Annotated in this window: 13 protein-coding genes; 5 read left to right on the top strand and 8 right to left on the bottom strand. The window is 65.5% G+C overall.

What is annotated here, in order from left to right:
• Positions 1-415 precede the first annotated feature (415 nt).
• A complete protein-coding gene (locus tag OWC43_RS14960) occupies positions 416-1,360 on the top strand; it encodes a GlxA family transcriptional regulator (RefSeq protein WP_137827411.1) in 945 nt (314 codons plus the stop codon).
• 426 nt (positions 1,361-1,786) lie between these two features.
• Here the strand turns inward: OWC43_RS14960 and OWC43_RS14955 are convergent, their stop codons facing one another.
• The 6 genes from OWC43_RS14955 to OWC43_RS14930 all read right to left on the bottom strand — a co-directional run bounded on the left by OWC43_RS14955 (position 1,787) and on the right by OWC43_RS14930 (position 10,865).
• The gene (locus OWC43_RS14955) at positions 1,787-3,796 is read right to left on the bottom strand and encodes a methyl-accepting chemotaxis protein (protein ID WP_393957221.1); all 2,010 of its coding nucleotides are present in this window, start codon (positions 3,794-3,796) and stop codon (positions 1,787-1,789) included.
• Between the two features lie 256 nt (positions 3,797-4,052).
• Positions 4,053-5,411 carry a hypothetical protein gene (locus tag OWC43_RS14950; protein WP_393957220.1) on the bottom strand — a complete coding sequence of 453 codons (1,359 nt, stop codon included), beginning with the start codon at positions 5,409-5,411 and terminating at the stop codon, positions 4,053-4,055.
• A gap of 77 nt (positions 5,412-5,488) precedes the next feature.
• The gene (locus OWC43_RS14945) at positions 5,489-6,325 is read right to left on the bottom strand and encodes a glycine betaine ABC transporter substrate-binding protein (protein WP_393957219.1); all 837 of its coding nucleotides are present in this window, start codon (positions 6,323-6,325) and stop codon (positions 5,489-5,491) included.
• 100 nt (positions 6,326-6,425) lie between these two features.
• A complete protein-coding gene (locus OWC43_RS14940; protein ID WP_137827154.1) occupies positions 6,426-7,277 on the bottom strand; it encodes a proline/glycine betaine ABC transporter permease in 852 nt (283 codons plus the stop codon).
• On the bottom strand, positions 7,193-8,500 hold the full coding sequence (locus tag OWC43_RS14935) for a glycine betaine/L-proline ABC transporter ATP-binding protein (RefSeq protein ID WP_393957218.1): 1,308 nt from the start codon (positions 8,498-8,500) through the stop codon (positions 7,193-7,195). Before OWC43_RS14935 ends, OWC43_RS14940 begins: the two co-directional genes overlap by 85 nt.
• A gap of 562 nt (positions 8,501-9,062) precedes the next feature.
• On the bottom strand, positions 9,063-10,865 hold the full coding sequence (locus OWC43_RS14930) for an alpha/beta hydrolase (protein WP_137827156.1): 1,803 nt from the start codon (positions 10,863-10,865) through the stop codon (positions 9,063-9,065).
• A gap of 128 nt (positions 10,866-10,993) precedes the next feature.
• Here OWC43_RS14930 and OWC43_RS14925 point away from each other — a divergent pair, with 128 nt between their 5' ends.
• The 4 genes from OWC43_RS14925 (at position 10,994) to OWC43_RS14910 (ending at position 13,768) form a co-directional block, all read left to right on the top strand.
• Complete coding sequence (locus OWC43_RS14925; protein WP_137827157.1) at positions 10,994-11,341, top strand: hypothetical protein; 348 nt, start codon at positions 10,994-10,996, stop codon at positions 11,339-11,341.
• A gap of 279 nt (positions 11,342-11,620) precedes the next feature.
• The gene (locus OWC43_RS14920) at positions 11,621-12,841 is read left to right on the top strand and encodes an LL-diaminopimelate aminotransferase (protein ID WP_137827158.1); all 1,221 of its coding nucleotides are present in this window, start codon (positions 11,621-11,623) and stop codon (positions 12,839-12,841) included.
• Positions 12,842-13,097: 256 nt separating this feature from the next.
• The gene (locus OWC43_RS14915) at positions 13,098-13,310 is read left to right on the top strand and encodes a hypothetical protein (protein ID WP_137827159.1); all 213 of its coding nucleotides are present in this window, start codon (positions 13,098-13,100) and stop codon (positions 13,308-13,310) included.
• Between the two features lie 110 nt (positions 13,311-13,420).
• Entirely contained in the window at positions 13,421-13,768 is a 348-nt protein-coding gene (locus OWC43_RS14910) for a hypothetical protein (protein WP_393957217.1), read from the top strand.
• Positions 13,769-13,860: 92 nt separating this feature from the next.
• Here OWC43_RS14910 and OWC43_RS14905 read toward each other — a convergent pair whose 3' ends face one another.
• Both OWC43_RS14905 and OWC43_RS14900 read right to left on the bottom strand, forming a co-directional pair.
• Entirely contained in the window at positions 13,861-14,967 is a 1,107-nt protein-coding gene (locus OWC43_RS14905) for a PhoH family protein (RefSeq protein ID WP_393957215.1), read from the bottom strand.
• A 36-nt stretch (positions 14,968-15,003) separates the two neighbouring features.
• The coding region (locus tag OWC43_RS14900) for a radical SAM protein (RefSeq protein ID WP_393957213.1) at positions 15,004-15,725 on the bottom strand (722 nt) is incomplete at its 5' end.

The raw sequence follows: 15,725 nt of genomic DNA, 5'->3' as shown, positions 1-15,725 counted from the left end.
ATTTTACGACTTTGCGCGAAAACCCGGCGTTCCGGACCAAAACCGACCGCACTTGCAGCATGGGCAGGGGCTGCACCGGGACATCAAGTCGACACGGCCTATAGCGGCCTGAAAGGACTCGGCATCTCTAACGAGAATTATTCTATTGCGTTTCGACCGCGATCGGAGATTAACATTCGTCATGGGCGCCGCCTTGGGCGGACGCACCGCGCGGTTCCCGGCACCGGTTGCGATCGGAGCAGCTCCCGATTCGGTGTTGGAATTGGTGTGGTGCGCATCTTGCCCTTCACGCCGCGATGCAGGCCGGCAGACGGTGGTCGGAATGGACAGGAACATCACGTTCACGGAAGCGTGCCCGGTGAGCGATACGGTGCCCAGCGAGACGACCGCCAATCGGGCGATCACCGTCGGATTCATGCTGGTCGAGCGCTTCTCGATGATCGCCTTTTCTTCGGCAATCGAGCCGCTGCGGCTCGCCAATCGTGCGGCCGGGCGTGACCTCTACCGTTTCTCCCTCTGGTCCGAGGACGGGACCCGCTGCACCGCCTCGAACGGGATCGAGGTCCGGGTTTCGGGTCGATTCGGCGATGTGCAGGATTTCGACATCCTTGTCGTGTGCGGCGGCCTCGACATCCAGAGGGCGGACCATCGTGCCCTCCATGCGGCCCTGCGCCGGGCCAATGCCCGCGGCAGCGCCATCGGAGCGGTCTGCACCGGCACCTACGTTCTGGCCAAGGCGGGCCTCCTCGACGGTTATCGGGCGACGATCCACTGGGAAAATCTCCCGGGTCTCGTCTCGGAGCACGAGGGCATGGAGATCGGCTCGGATCTGTTCGAAATCGACCGCAATCGATTCACCTGCGCGGGCGGCACCGCGGCCGCCGACATGATGCTCTCGCTGATCATGCGCGAGCACGGATCGAGCGTCGCCTCCTACGTCGCCGACCAGCTGATCCATCACCGCATCCGCGAATCCGGCGAGCGCCAGCGGATGGATCTGCGCATGCGCCTCGGCGTGGCGCATCCGAAGCTCCTGAAGGTCGTCGGCCTGATGGAATCCTCGCTCGCCGAGCCGCTCGGCAGCCAGGAACTCGCCGATGCCGTGCATCTCTCGACCCGTCAGCTGGAGCGGCTGTTCCTGAAATATCTCGGCCGCTCACCGGCCAAGCACTACCTGCGCATTCGCTTGGAGCATGCCCGCGACCTGATCCGTCAGACGGCGATGCCGCTGCTCTCGGTGGCGATGGAATGCGGTTTCACCTCGGCCTCGCATTTCTCCAAGGCCTATCTCGATTGCTTCGGCCAGCCGCCAAGCGCGGAGCGGAAGGGTAAGCCATCCCCAACGTTCGGGCGGAGCTGAGCATCGCGCACATCCGTCCATTCCCTGCGACGATGGACCGAATGGAGAGCTGGCCGCGCACCAATGCCCGTGGATAAGGCAGCGGCGTTGTACGGGGACACATTGGTACGCCGCGCCTCATCCTCTTGGTTGAGGATATGCTTGATTTGCGCAACAACAGCTCACGGCGCTCCACGACCTGCCGTTTGTTTGCAGCGCAGCTCTGTTGTCTTGCCTGCGCAAGAAATGGTCGCGCTCGTGTAAGACGGTGTGTCGAGGATCCGTCACCCTGTGTTGCAGGTCGCGGTCCTCAGCGGGTGCCGCGGTCCCGTAGGTGTTTCCTCCCAAGAACTCGGGCCGCCCCCAAGGCGGCCCTTTTTATTCGTCACATCGATCCGAGCAATGAGTGTCGCGAAGGTTCGGCCCGGTGCCCTACGGGCCGAACTCTCAGCCCACGGCCCTGACATTCGATAGGAATGTCAGGACTTCGCTGCGCAGCGCGTTCGATTTGTCCTGCAGCACGACCGCGGCGGAACTCACCACCTTGGCCGTCTCGCCGGTCTCGCTTGCAGCTTGCGAGACCGCGGCGATGCTGGCCGAGACCTCATGAGTGCCGGCAGACGCTTCCTGGATGTTGCGGACGACTTCGTGCATCGCCAAGCCCTGCTGTGCGGATGCTTCGCGGATTGTCTGCGCGATCGCACTCATCCGCTCGATCGTATCGAAGATGCTTTCTATCACCGCGACCGCATCCCCGGTGCCGTTTTGCACCGCGGCGATCTGAAGGGCGATCTCCTCGGTGGCGCGGGTGGTCTGATCGGCAAGCTGCTTGACCTCCGTCGCGACCACGGCGAACCCACGACCCGCCGGCCCGGCCCGGGCGGCCTCGATCGTCGCGTTCAGCGCCAGCAGATTGGTCTGGGCGGCGATGGAATGGATGAGCCTGATCACCGCGTCGATGCGATGGGCCGCGCCGGCCAGGGTATCGACTTTGGTCCGTGCCTCCGCGGCCTGGGCGACGGCGCTCGCGGCGATCTGCGTGGAGAGATCGATCTGACGGTCGATCTCCCCCACGGAGGCGAGAAGTTCCTCCGCGGCGGAGGCCACGGCGCCGACATTGGCGGAGGTCTGCTCCGATGCGGCGGCCACGGAGGCACTGCGCAGGCTCGTCGCCTCGGCTCCGCCCTTGAGCGTCGACGAGGCCGCGTCGAGATCGCCCACGAGATTCAGCACGGTGTCGGTCAGCGTGGAAACCTTGCTGTCGAACAGCTGCGAATGGCTGCGGATCGTCTCGGCGCGCGACATCTGATGGCGCTGCCGGACCTCCTGTTCCTCGGCCAGCCTCTCGGCCTGGCGTGCCTTGTCGCGGAAGATCTCGAGGGCCTGGGCGATCGCGCCGATCTCGTCCTTGCGTTCCTTGTCCGCGATGACGGTCTCGTAGCGGCGCTCGATCAGGTTCTCGATGGTGCGTACCGAGCGTGTGAGGGGCCGGTCGATCAGCAGCTTCGTTGCCGCGTAGATCGTGATCAGGACGACGACGAGAAGGAGGACGCCGCCGGCCGCGACCTCGGCAAGTTGCCGGTAGACCGGCTGCGCGATCACCTGAGCCGGTATGTCCATCACCACCGCCCAGGTCGTGTTCATGCCGGGCGCCGAGAAGGGGTAGATCAGCCGCAAGCCATCCTCCGGACCGACCGTCAGGACACGCCATTGGCCGTCGGACAGCGCCGCCCGCACATCCCCGACTTCCGCCCCTTCGTAGGGCTTCATCTCCAGACCCTCGGCCGGCGGTGCCAGCCATTTGCCCGCCTGGGACAGGAGCATGACGCGCCCGCTCCCGAAGGGGCGCAGCGCGCCGAGCATCCCGGGCAGCATGTCGAGCTTGATGTCGACGCCGCCCACGCCGACGACGCGGCCGTCGAGCATCACCGGTGCCGTGATCGAGGTGACCAAGTCGCCGCGGGTGGTCAGGTAAGGTTCGGTCACGAGGCTTTTGCCGTTGGCGACCGGCGCCTGGTACCATTGCTCGGTACCGTCGAACGCGAAGGTCGAGAATTCGGGCGTTCCGGCCGCGTTCTTCGTCCAGTAGGGCGTGAAAAGCCCCTTGTCGTTGACCGCCTCCGTGCCGGGCAGCGCCCTGTTCAGAAGGCGGTCGACCGTCTCGCACATCCAGGCGCCGTAGAGGTTCGGGTAGCGCAAGGCGGTGGCCCGGGTCATGGATACGATCTCGGCCCGTTGCGCCGTGCCCGTCTCGATCATGCCCGAAATGCCGGCCGTCATGGCGGTACCCGCGGACACGGCTTCCGTCAGCTGGATACCGACTTGTCCGGAGGCGCTGGATGCTTCCTTGATAGCCAGTTCGATGACATCGGCCCGGACCCGCTCGGCATTCCGCCAAGCCGTGACGCCGAGGAAGCCCATCAAGGCGACGGTCACGGCCGTCCCGGTGACGGCCATCAGTTTCCTAGATAGCCCGTACTTAATGCTCATGACGATCCGGGTCCAACGATAGACGCCGGAAAATCAGTCATAAGCGTTATATTTCAGTAAAAACCGGTGATAATCGACTCTGTTTTACTTTGGAACATTCAAACAAAGCGGATTTGCTTGCCCCAGGCAATGGCAGAAATTTTATATGTCTGAATCGGCAACGCTTCAGGGCGCGACGCCGGACGATGTCCGAAGCCGCGCCCCGAAATGGAATAGGAGGGTTTCAGAAGTAGTAGCCGATATTCATGATGAACCGGGACTTCCAGCGGTTGTCGCCGCCTTGGGCAAGACCGTTCACGAACTGTCCGGCGCCGACATAGGGGTCGTTCCGACCGATCACGGCTTCGGTATAGACGATCAGGTTGGGATCGGCGGTGAGCGTCCAAGCGCCGCCCAGAATGAAGCGCTCGCTGGTCTGGAAGCTGGCCTTATCCTTGAAGTAGGCGCTGTAGCCCGCATAGGGCACGACCGTGAAGGGGCCGATCGGATCGGCAACCTTGTAGGTCACTTCGGCCGAGACGAAATTGCCGTGGGTGGCCATGTTGTTCGAGAAGTCGAAGCCACCGATGCTGATCAGATCGTTGCGGAGCGGATTCTTCGAATCGATGTCCTGGCGAACATAGATCCCCTTGAAGCCCCAAGGGCCGTAGGTGCCGAGCACGTGCACGCCTTCGAGCTGCTTGGTGCCGGTCTGGCGGGTGTCGAAGTTGTAGAGGTCGGAATGCCAGATCGAGGCGCCGACGGCGAACGAGGCGAGGTCGTTCTTGAGGAAAAAGTACTCGGCCCGGCCGATGAACATGTTCTGTTCGGCATTGTTGCTGCCGAACGGCACGTAGGAATCGGCCCGGACGATGTTGGTCGAGTAGCGGGCGCTGTCGAGGCTCAGGCCGATCGCGTTCGGGTTGGCACCCGGATAGTAGCCGATCTGATAGTTCAGGTCCGGCTCGACGTGTGAATACTTCACGCCGAAATTGTAGACCTCTTCGAGGCCCATGGCGAAGCCGAGGGTCTCGATGAAGCTGGTGCCGAAATACGGCGTCAGTCCGAACGGTGCTTGGTTGAGGCCGACGGTGATGCTGTCTTCCTTGGTCAGCTTGTAGCCGACATAGGCCCACATCGGGAAGCTGACCTCGCCCGGATAGCCGCGATAGCCGTTGCGCGGCCCGTAGATCGAGCTACCCCCGTAGAAGCGGTACTGCGCGGCACCGAAGATCGTGTCCGAATCGTAGGCCGCCTTGAGCGACAGCGTGTCGAAATCGAAATGCTCGGAGGCCTTACGCTGGCCGCCCAGGCCGACATCGTTGAAGCGCCAATCGTAGCGCGCACGGATGGCGCCGCCGAAGGTGAAGGTGCCGATATCGGTCTTCCCCTTCGGCGGGCCGAGATCGAAGTTGCTGGCGGGCTTGGCGCTCTCCGGCTCGTAGGTCGGATCGGGGACTGCGATGGGCTGAACCCGGTTCACCCGGCTCGGTTCGGCGTCGAGCTCGACCGTACCCCGTCCCTGTGCCAGCGCCGACGATGCGCACAGCAGGACCCATGCGGCGCACCCGAAGCGGGTGGCCACCAAGCTTTTCGTCGTCATGTCGCCCCCAGCGTCTACTTCACTATTGAATGATTCGACCCAAAAACGGTACCATTTGTTGGGATTGTTCCCAATCTTTATTTAATCCAGCCATCAACCGTGGCGCGATTATTGGCGATCCATTTGGCGGCGGTCTCGGCCGGCTTGGCGCCTCTCTCCTCGTTCGCGGCCATGACGGCTTCCTCATCCTTCACGGAGAGCTTGAACTTCTGGAGGATCGCGTAGACCTCGGGCATATCGTCCTTCAGGTCTTTGCGGGCGAGCGTGTTGACGCTCTCGTCCTCGCCGAATGCTTTCTTCGGGTCGGCGAGGTATTTCAGCTCGTAGCGCGCAAACATCCAATGCGGCGTCCAGGCGGTGACGACGATGTCCTTCTTCTGCCGCACCGCATCCTTGAGGGCGCTGGTCATCGTTGCGTCGCTGCCGTCCACGAGCTTGACCGGCAGGCCGTAGGCCTTGATCGCGGCTTCCGAGCTTTTCATGATGCCGGCGCCGGGATCGATGCCGATCACCTGTCCGCCGACATCCCCTGCCTTGGTCTTCAGATCCTCGATCGAGTTGAGCGGCGAGGAGGCGGGCACCGCCCAGCCGATCTTCGCACCGGTGACATTGGGGCCGATCAGCTCGAGGCGGTTCTTCAGCTTCTCGTAATAGGCGCCCTGGGTGACCGGGAGCCAGGCCGCGACGCTGGCATCGGCGTCACCTGTCGCCACCGCCTGCCACATGGCCGCGGCCGCGAGCGGGATCGTCTTCACCTCGTAGCCCTTCTCCTCAAGAGCGAGCTTGAGGATGTTGGTGGCGACCACGGCGTCCGCCCATTCCACATAGGCGATCCGGACCTGCTTGCTCGCGGCCTCCGCCGGCGTCTGGGTCAGGGCAAGGCAGAGAAGGGCACCTAGCGTATGTGCGCGCATGGTCGGCTCGTCGTCAGGAGGAAACAAACAAAAGGATGAGGGTTGTGTGAGGCTTGCAGCGGGTCTCGGGCGGCGTACCGCCGGAGACCGTGCAGAAGGCTCAGGCGGAGCCGTGAGGCCGGGCGCGGGCGGCCAGCGCCTGGGTCGCCCGGTCGAGGATGACCGCCACGATCACGATGCCGATCCCGGCCTCGAACCCGGCGCCGGCCTCAAGGCGCTGGATCGATTGCCAGACCGCGCGTCCGAGACCGCCCGCTCCGATCATCGCCGCAATGACCACCATGGAGAGGGCGAGCATCATGGTCTGGTTCACGCCGGCCATGATCGTCGGCAGCGCCAGGGGCAGCTGCACCTTGAACAGTTTTTGGGTGGCCGAGCTGCCGAAGGCATCGGATGCCTCGACGAGCTCGGACGGCACGTTGCGGATGCCCAAGGCGGTGAGCCGGATCACCGGCGGCACCGAGAACACGATGGTGGCGAAGCAGGCCGACACCGCACCGAGCCCGAAGAACGGCAGGGCGGGGATCAGGTAAACGAAGCTCGGCAGCGTCTGCATCATGTCGAGGACCGGAGAGAAGGTCCGCCATGCCCGCCGGCTCAGGGCGAACCAGATGCCCACGGGGATACCGATCACCAGGGCCGCCAGCGTCGCCAGGATGACGAGCACCAGCGTCTCGACGGTGGCCTGCCACAGGCGCAGGTTCCAGAGGAACAGCAGGCCGGCCAATGTCAGCAGGCCCACCTTGCGGCCGCCGATCTTCGCGGTGGCGAGTGCGGCGACGGCGATGGCCAGCCACGGCGGCACCGCGACGAGGGCCGTGGTCAGCGCCTCGATCCAGTCCGAGACCGTACGGCTGACGGCGCGGGTCAGCCAACTGCCATGTTCGGTGAGCCAGTTGAGGGCGTCGTCGCTGAGCGTGTCGAGGGGGAATTTTGGGATGTTCCAGTCCATCGCTCCGCTCCTGCCGGTTTGGTCTGTGTCGGTGAGTGGTCGTGATGCGCGTTCGGGCGCGCGGCGAGGGCACGGACGATGTCGCGGCTCGTGATCGGGCCGATCAACCGCCCGTCCTCCGCCACCACCGCCACAGCGCCGCCTTCGGCGACCTGACCGAGCACCGCATCGAGGCGGGTGCCCGCCGAAACGACGCCGGGATCGAGATCGAGGAGGCCCGACACCGTGTCGCCGACACGGGCATTGACCAGGCGTTCCGCCCGCACGCGCCCGACGAAGCGCCCGTCCTGGTCGGCGACGAGCCAACCATCGCTGCCGCCCGCCGCCGTGCGCAGCCGCGCCTCGGCCACGGTGTCGGTCGGAGACAGGACGATCGCCGCACGATCCGCGACCTGCTCGGCCCGCATCACCGCGGCGAGATCGATATGTTCGACGAAGCGACGGACATATTCGGTCGCCGGCCGTGCCACGACCTCTTCGGGTTGGCCGATCTGAACCACCTCACCGTCCTTCATCAGGACGATGCGGCCACCCAGCGCCACGGCCTCGTCGAGGTCGTGCGAGACGAAGACGATGGTCTTCTTGAGTTTGCGCTGCAGCTCACGCAGCTCCGCCTGCATGTCCCGGCGGATGAGCGGGTCGAGCGCGCTGAAGGCCTCGTCCATCAGCAGGATATCGGCGTCCGCGGCCAGGGCGCGGGCGAGGCCCGCCCGCTGCTGCATGCCGCCCGACAGCTCATGGGGATACTTGCTTTCCCAGCCCTTGAGACCGACCAGCTCGATCGCCTGCATCGCGGCGTCCGTGCGCTGCTTGACCGGTACGTTCTTGATCTCAAGGCCGAACCCGACATTCGACAGGATGGTGCGGTTCGGCAGCAGCGCGAAATGCTGGAACACCATGCCGAAGGTTTTCTGGCGGAAGGCGAGCAGCTCCTTGCGGCCGAGCCGCGTCACGTCCACATCATCGACCAGAATGCGCCCGACCGTCGGCTCGACGAGGCGATTCATACACCGCAGCAAGGTCGATTTGCCCGATCCGGAAAGCCCCATCAGGATCAGGATCTCGCCCTCACGGACGTCGAAGGAGATGTCGCACAGCCCGACAACGGCACCGCAGGCTTCGGCGACTTCGGCCTTGCGCTTCCCCCGAGAGATCAGATCGACAGCTTCGGCATGGTTAGAGCCGAAGATCTTGCTGACATTCTCTAAGGTGATGCGGCCCATGTGCTTCAACCTCTTCGGAGTAGCGCATCCCGCCACTCGCGGCTTGGCGCCCGCGGCAGTGAATGTCTTAATCTATGATGATGAAAAGCTAGCCTTGCCGCAGTCCGGAGCTTGTCCGCCTGCGACACTTTCTTCCGCGACTCCGACATGAGTGGAAGTTTAGCGTAAGAAGCTCTTGCCGCGTTGCAGCATCGGCAGCAATTTCGGCAAAATGACGTAATATGATGCACGGTCTGATCGCGCGCTGTGCAATCGACGCCTCTCCGCCCTTGTAGACTAAGCCGCGACGAATATCACGACGCCTCGTGGGAGGCGCGGTTGTCGCTCCAAGCGGGTCGTCCGGGCGGTTCGAATGAGGGCGGAGCCACTCGATGGAGGGCTGAAAGCGCGCCCGCCCCAGCGTCAGATCTGGCATGGGGACGGGCAGGATTGCGGCGGCCCGATCCCTGATCGCAATCGCGGCCCAGGTGAGGACGACGGACGTCAGTCGCTCACGCCCATGCCTCGGCGGCCCTTCGGATGGGGCCGCGACTTTGCGCCGATGGTTCCCGCCGGTCGGCCCCTACGCCTTCATGCGGACATAGGTGCCGGGTGCCGGCCCGAGGGACGGCAGGGCACCCTCACCGGGAATCCGGGCGGGTACGCGCTCCGGAGCCTGTTCCTCGATCCAGCGGAACCAGTAGGGCCACCACGAGCCCTCGTGCTCGGTGGAATTCTCGATCCATTCCTCGAACCGGCCCTTGGCGGGACCGCCGGTTCGGAAGCCGTATTTCGGTTTCTTGCCGGGTGGGTTGACGACGCCGGCGATATGGCCCGAGCCGGCCAGCACGTAATCGACCTTACCGCCGAACTTGCCCGAGCCCTCGAACACCGAGAGCGCGGGCGCGATGTGATCCTCGCGGGTGGCAAGGTTGAAGACCGGTACCTTCACCTTCTTCAGGTCGAGGCGCACGTTGCCGAGCACCATCTGGCCCTTGGCGAGCGTGTTGTTGAGGTAGCAATTGCGCAGATAGAACGAGTGATTGGCGGCCGGCATCCGCGTGGCATCGGCGTTCCAGTAGAGAAGATCGAAAGCCTGGGGCGCCTTGCCCTTCACGTAGTTGTTGACGACGTAGGACCAGATCAGGTCGTTCGGCCGAAGCATGTTGAAGGCGTTGGCCATGCGCGCGCCTTCGAGATAGCCGCGCTCCTCCATCCGACCCTCGATGGCCTTAATCTGCTCCTCGTCGGCGAAAACCTTCAGGTCGCCCGCATGGGTGAAGTCGACCTGGGTGGTGAGGAAGGTCGCGCTCTTGATGCGGCGGTTCCCCGTGGCGGCCTGATAGGCCATCGTCACGGCGAGCAGCGTGCCGCCGACGCAGTAGCCGGCGGCCGCGACCTCATTCTCTCCGGTGGCGACGCCGATCATGTCGATGGCGGTCTCGATCCCCTCGCGCATGTAGGACTCGAAATCCTTGTCGCGGTGGCGCTCGTCCGGGTTCACCCAGGAAATCACGAAGACGGTCAGGCCCTGGCTGACCATCCAGCCGATGAGACTTTTCTGGGGGTTGAGGTCGAGGATGTAGAACTTGTTGATCCAAGGCGGCACGATCAGGAACGGACGCTTGAGGACCGTCTCGGTCTTGGGTGCGTACTGGATCAGTTCCATCAGCTCGTTGCGGAACACGACCTCGCCGGGGGTCACCGCCACGTCCTCGCCGAAGGTGAAGGCGTTGAGATCGGTCTGGCGCACCCGCAACTGACCGCCGCCGGCTTGGATGTCCTCCTGCAGCATCTTCATCCCGCGTACGAGATTCGCGCCGCCCTCCTCCAAGGTCTGCCGCAGCAGCTCCGGGTTGGTCATCACGAAGTTCGACGGTGAATAGGCCGAGAGCAACTGGCGAAGGTAGAATTCGGCCTTGTGACGGGTGTGGTCGTCGATCCCCTCCGCCTTCTCGACCATTTCCTCGGCCCATCGGCTGAGGATGAAATAGCTCTGCTTGATGATGTCGAAGACGGGATTCTTGGTCCAATCCTCGTGGGCGAAGCGCTTGTCCTTCGCATCGGTCTGGGCGACTGGACGCGCCTCGCCTCCCTGCATACGCGCGGCGGTGGAAGCCCATAGGGCAGCGAACGATTCGGTCAGCCGGGTCTGAGCCCGCAATGCCTTCTCGGGATCGCCGAGCCAGGTCTCCGCCACTTTCGTGAGGGTGCGGGTCATCTCGTCGATTTCGTCGGTGCCCTGAACCGCACCGCCCTGGCCCATCCGCTCGAACGGTTGGAGGGAGGCGGCGGCCGACTGCCGAAAGCTCTCGGCGAGCTGGTTGGCGTTACGGGCAATCGTCTCGAAATCCGGCGCTGCCGGGCTGGTCCGCTCCGTGGCCACGCGAGTCCATCCTCCCGTTCCGGGCCGTCCATCCACCCCGAAGGAGCGCGGTAGGCCTCGTTTCCGACAATTTAACGCTCCAGGCAGGACATGTCGCCGTCCGCAGGTCCCATTTTCAGACCGTTGTCATGCTCGTGAGCCGTATTCTCCGCGCCATCGCCCTGGCCGTGCCGGTTCTGGCGCTCGTGGCCGGCTGTTCCGGTGATGTGAGCCCGTTGAAGACGGCCTTCACCGGGGCGGGCTACGGCCCCAAGGAAATCGAAGCGCCGGACTTCGTGGCCGCTTCGCGCAAGGCCGATACCGGCTACATGCCGGTGGGCGAATCGGCCCCCAGGCCTGCCCGCGCCCGCAATGCCGAGGGTCAGAAGGCTCTACAATCGGAGCTGGAAGGTGCCCGCACGCGCAACGAGGCCCGGGGACGCGCCGCCGAGGGCGCGGCCAAGGCGACCGCGCAAGGGCTGGCGCCGCCGCAATGAGCGCCGATCTGCGGATCGCTCCACCGAGGAAGGGGCGTGTTGGCCTTATTGGCCGCTCGTGCGCCCGCATCGCGAAGCCAACCGCGAAGAGCGCTCCGCGCAGCAGCCTCGGCTCCGACGGCGCAATCGCCAGAGTCGCGGATGCGACAGCCGGCGCTCGAGGCCGTCGAGAATGACAAAAAACCATCGGCGTGCGGCCGTGCCGATGGTAAACAGCCCGATTCCCTGCCGCCAACGACATGCGGAGGGAAGGTCCCGCGACACCGGACAGATCCCGCCATGACCGATTTTCACCGCATCAAGCGCCTTCCGCCCTACGTCTTCGAGCAGGTGAACCGGATCAAGGCCGCCGCCCGAGCCCAGGGGGCCGACATCATCGATCTCGGCATGGGCAATCCCGATCTCGACGCGCCGCGCCACGTGATTGAGAAGCTCGTCGAGACAGCGGGCAAGCCCCGCACCGACCGCTACTCCGCCTCCAAGGGCATCGCCGGCCTGCGCCGCGCCCAGGCGGGCTACTATCAGCGCCGCTTCGGCGTGAGCCTGAACCCCGACACCCAGGTGGTGGCGACGCTCGGCTCCAAGGAGGGCTTCGCCAACATGGCCCAGGCGATCACTGCGCCGGGCGATGTGGTGCTGGTGCCCAACCCGAGCTACCCGATCCACGCTTTCGGCTTCCTGATGGCCGGCGGCGTGATCCGCTCCGTGCCGGCCGAGCCGACCCCGGCCATGTTCCCGGCTCTCGAGAAGGCCGTAGCCCACTCGATCCCGAAGCCCGTCGCGCTCGTGGTCTGCTATCCCTCGAACCCGACCGCCTATGTCGCGAGCCTCGATTTCTACCGCGACCTCGTCGCCTTCGCGAAGAAGCACGAGCTGATCCTGCTGTCGGACCTCGCTTATGCGGAGGTCTATTTCGACGACGCCAACCCGCCTCCGTCCGTTCTGCAGGTGCCCGGCGCCATCGACGTGACGGTGGAGTTCACCTCCCTATCGAAGACTTTCTCCATGGCCGGTTGGCGCATGGGCTTCGCGGTGGGCAACGAGCGGCTGCTCGCGGCGCTGACGCGGGTGAAATCCTATCTCGATTACGGCGCCTTCACGCCGATTCAGGTCGCGGCCACCGCCGCGCTCAACGGACCGGACGACTGCATCAAGGAGATGCGGGCGACCTACAAGAAGCGCCGCGATGCGCTGATCGAGTCCTTCGGCAAGGCCGGATGGAAGCTGCCGGTGCCTCAGGCCTCGATGTTCGCCTGGGTGCCGATACCGGAAAAGTACCGGCCGCTGGGGAGCTTGGAATTTTCCAAGCTGCTGCTCGAGAAGTCCGACGTCGCGGTGGCGCCGGGCATCGGCTTCGGCGAGCACGGCGACGATTACGTGCGCATCGCCCTCGTCGAGAACGAGCAGCGCATCCGGCAGGCGGCCCGGAACATCCGTCGCTTCTTCGACAATTCCGATCGTACCCTGCACAACGTGGTGCCGATGCAGAAGGCCGTCTGATCCGGGAACGGCGATGGGGAGATCTCATCGCCGTCCGCCTCAACGGTGCCGGGCCCTCACCCTCGGACGGATCGGCAGCGATGCGGCGCGGGTCGATCACATGTGGCGGGCGGGCGACAGCCCTGCGCAATCGGCTGCCCGGTTCGTCCTGACGGCGTCGGGAAGCTTGTCAGTGGGGCCGTCCGTCCGCAGGGTCGTCTTCCGTCCCGCTGCCGGGCTTCGTGCCCGGTGGCCGGGTTGCGTCCCGAGGATCCGCATGCGCCGCTTGAAGCTCTTCGCCGCCCTGGCGCTCGTCGCCGCCGCCGGAGCCTGCGCGCCCCACCCGATCGTGGCCCGCGACCCGGTACCGGCCCCGTCCCCCGACGAGGCCTATGATTGCCGCACCACGCCGTTCCTGCTCAACGCCTACCGGACCGGCTGCGAGCAACGCCTGCGCGAGCGGCGCACGGTGCTCCAGTCGAAGGGCTGAGGCATCAAGCTTTCTTTGTCAGGTTTCGGGTTCGATCGAAGCCGACAGCCAGCGCCCCCTCCCCTCGACAGGGGCGCCGAGACAGACGCCCTTCGGATCAGGAGCCGCCCTTGGCCCATGCTCGCCTCCTCGTCGCCGCCCTGCTCGGGTTGACGATCGCCGACACCGCCCTCGCCCAGGGCGTGGACGATCTGCTCTATGGCGGCGGGCGCGGGCCGCAGGTTCTCGAGGTCGATCCGGACATCAGCCGCTTTCCCGGCCCGCCGATCGGCAAGGACGGCCAGGATCTGCGCGCGATCGGCGCCGTGCCGGTCCCGACCGTGATGAACGGCCGTAGCTTCGGCATGACCGGAAACGACTATTACAACGACATGAAGGTCTTGACGCCGAACGGTCCGCGCCGGAACTCCGAGACCTATATGCTGGCCCCGGCCTATCGTTCGCCGCCGCTGCGCTGACAGATGCTAGGCCGAGCCATTGGAGCTCGGCCACGCCCGTCCCGCTCCTACTCAGGACGTGGGCCAGGGGTGGAAGGCCCTTAAGGAGCGTCTCAGGCCAGGGGCCGACGACGCGGATTGGGATTGCGATCGGCCTCCCCCTCGCCGTGGGAGGCTTTCTCGTAAGCAGTGACGATGCGGCGCACGAGGTCGTGGCGGACCACGTCCACGTCACGGAAGCGCACACGGCCGATCCCCTCGACGCCGTCCAGGACATTGACGGCCTCGACGAGGCCGGATTTCTGCCCCGGCGGGAGGTCGATCTGGCTCGGATCCCCCGTGATGATCATGCGCGAGTTCTCGCCCAGCCGCGTCAGGAACATCTTCATCTGCATCGACGTGGTGTTTTGCGCCTCGTCCAGCAGCACCACGGCATTGGTGAGGGTTCGCCCCCGCATGAAGGCGAGCGGCGCGATCTCGATGATGCCGGTCTGGAGACCGCGATCGACATGGCGCGCCTCCATAAAGTCGTAGAGCGCGTCGTAGATCGGCCGCAGATACGGATCGACCTTCTCGCGCATGTCGCCCGGCAGGAAGCCGAGCCGCTCGCCGGCCTCCACCGCGGGACGCGAGAGGATCAGTCTCTCCGCGTGGCCCTGTTCCAGCAACGAGACGGCGTGGCCAACCGCCAGCCAAGTCTTGCCCGTTCCCGCCGGCCCCTCGGCGAAGACGAGTTCGTTGGCGCGCAGCAGCTTGATGTACTCGCTCTGCGCCGCGTTGCGGGCCCGCACGGCGCCGCGCTTGCGGGTGGCGATCTGCTCGAAATGCTCCCGGCCGGGATCCGCCGTGATCTCGGCCGAAGGAAACAGGTTGCCCTGAACGGTGACCTCCTGGATCGCCCCGTCCACATCGCCGAGCGTCAGCGGCGTCCCGCCCTTCTGGACGCGGAGATAGAGCCGCTCGAACACCCGCCGCGCCTTCTCGGCCGCATCGGGCACACCCTTGAGGACGAGATGATTGCCGAGCGCCGTGCCGGTGACGCCGAGACGCCGCTCGATATGCGCGACGTTCTGGTCGTATTGTCCGAAGACGAGGCTCGCGAGGCGATTGTCGTCGAAGGTCAGCGAAACCTCGACGGTTTCGGCGAGGCCGGGGCGCCCGGCGGAGGGACTTTTACCACGGCCGGTGGGGCCGCGGGCGGACGCAACGTCAATCGGCACGCAAGGATTCCTGCCTCGTTGTGCCACTCATATAGGTCATGCGGCGGCGGCCGCATCGGGTAGCATCTCGCCGAACAGGCTGTTGGAGCCCGACCGAACGATGCGCACCGGGACCAGCGTGCCGATGGTCGAGGCCGGGGCATCGAACTGAACCGCCTGGAGATGCGGCGTCTTGCCCGCGACCTGTCCCGGATGGCGCCCGGCCTTCTCGACCAGGATTTCCGTCACGGTGCCGACGGACGCCTCGTTGAAGGCGTGGCGCTGCGCGTCGAGCAACTGCTGAAGCGCGGCCAGCCGCTCGGTCTTGACGCTTTCCGGCACCGCGTCCTCGCGCTCGGCCGCGGGCGTGCCGGCCCGCGGGCTGTACTTGAACGAGAACGCCGCCGCGAAGCCGATATCGGAGACGAGACGCATGGTCTCGGCAAAATCCGCGTCGGTCTCGCCGGGGAAGCCGACGATGAAGTCCGAGGAGAGCGCGATGTCGGGCCGCGCCCCACGGATGCGGTCGATCAGCCGCCTGTAGGCGTCGCCGGTATGGCGCCGGTTCATGGCGTGCAGGATGCGGTCCGAGCCCGACTGCACCGGCAAATGCAAGTAGGGCATCACCAGCGGGTTGACCGCATGCGCGCGGATCAGGTCGTCCGCGAAGTCGTTCGGGTGGCTGGTGGTGTAGCGCAGGCGCAGGAGGCCCGGCACCGCGGCCAGGGCATCCATCAGCGCGCCGAGCGTCGCCGGAGCGCCGTCGGCGCCGTCTCCGT

The sequence above is a fragment of the Methylorubrum sp. POS3 genome, from assembly GCF_043352485.1.
In the GTDB taxonomy this organism is placed as follows: domain Bacteria; phylum Pseudomonadota; class Alphaproteobacteria; order Rhizobiales; family Beijerinckiaceae; genus Methylobacterium; species Methylobacterium suomiense.
The sequence above is the reverse complement of the archived record's forward strand: the minus strand, read 5'-3'. Positions and strand labels throughout refer to the sequence as shown.

Excerpts from the sequence above, each read along its gene's own strand:
- OWC43_RS14925 (WP_137827157.1), top strand. The coding sequence starts at position 10,994 with ATGCTCGTGAGCCGTATTCTCCGCGCCATCGCCCTGGCCGTGCCGGTT.
- OWC43_RS14915 (WP_137827159.1), top strand. The coding sequence starts at position 13,098 with ATGCGCCGCTTGAAGCTCTTCGCCGCCCTGGCGCTCGTCGCCGCCGCC.
- OWC43_RS14960 (WP_137827411.1), top strand. The coding sequence starts at position 416 with ATGCTGGTCGAGCGCTTCTCGATGATCGCCTTTTCTTCGGCAATCGAG.
- OWC43_RS14920 (WP_137827158.1), top strand. The coding sequence starts at position 11,621 with ATGACCGATTTTCACCGCATCAAGCGCCTTCCGCCCTACGTCTTCGAG.
- OWC43_RS14945 (WP_393957219.1), bottom strand. The coding sequence starts at position 6,325 with ATGCGCGCACATACGCTAGGTGCCCTTCTCTGCCTTGCCCTGACCCAG.
- OWC43_RS14950 (WP_393957220.1), bottom strand. The coding sequence starts at position 5,411 with ATGACGACGAAAAGCTTGGTGGCCACCCGCTTCGGGTGCGCCGCATGG.
- OWC43_RS14955 (WP_393957221.1), bottom strand. The coding sequence starts at position 3,796 with ATGGCCGTCACCGGGACGGCCGTGACCGTCGCCTTGATGGGCTTCCTC.
- OWC43_RS14940 (WP_137827154.1), bottom strand. The coding sequence starts at position 7,277 with ATGGACTGGAACATCCCAAAATTCCCCCTCGACACGCTCAGCGACGAC.
- OWC43_RS14935 (WP_393957218.1), bottom strand. The coding sequence starts at position 8,500 with ATGGGCCGCATCACCTTAGAGAATGTCAGCAAGATCTTCGGCTCTAAC.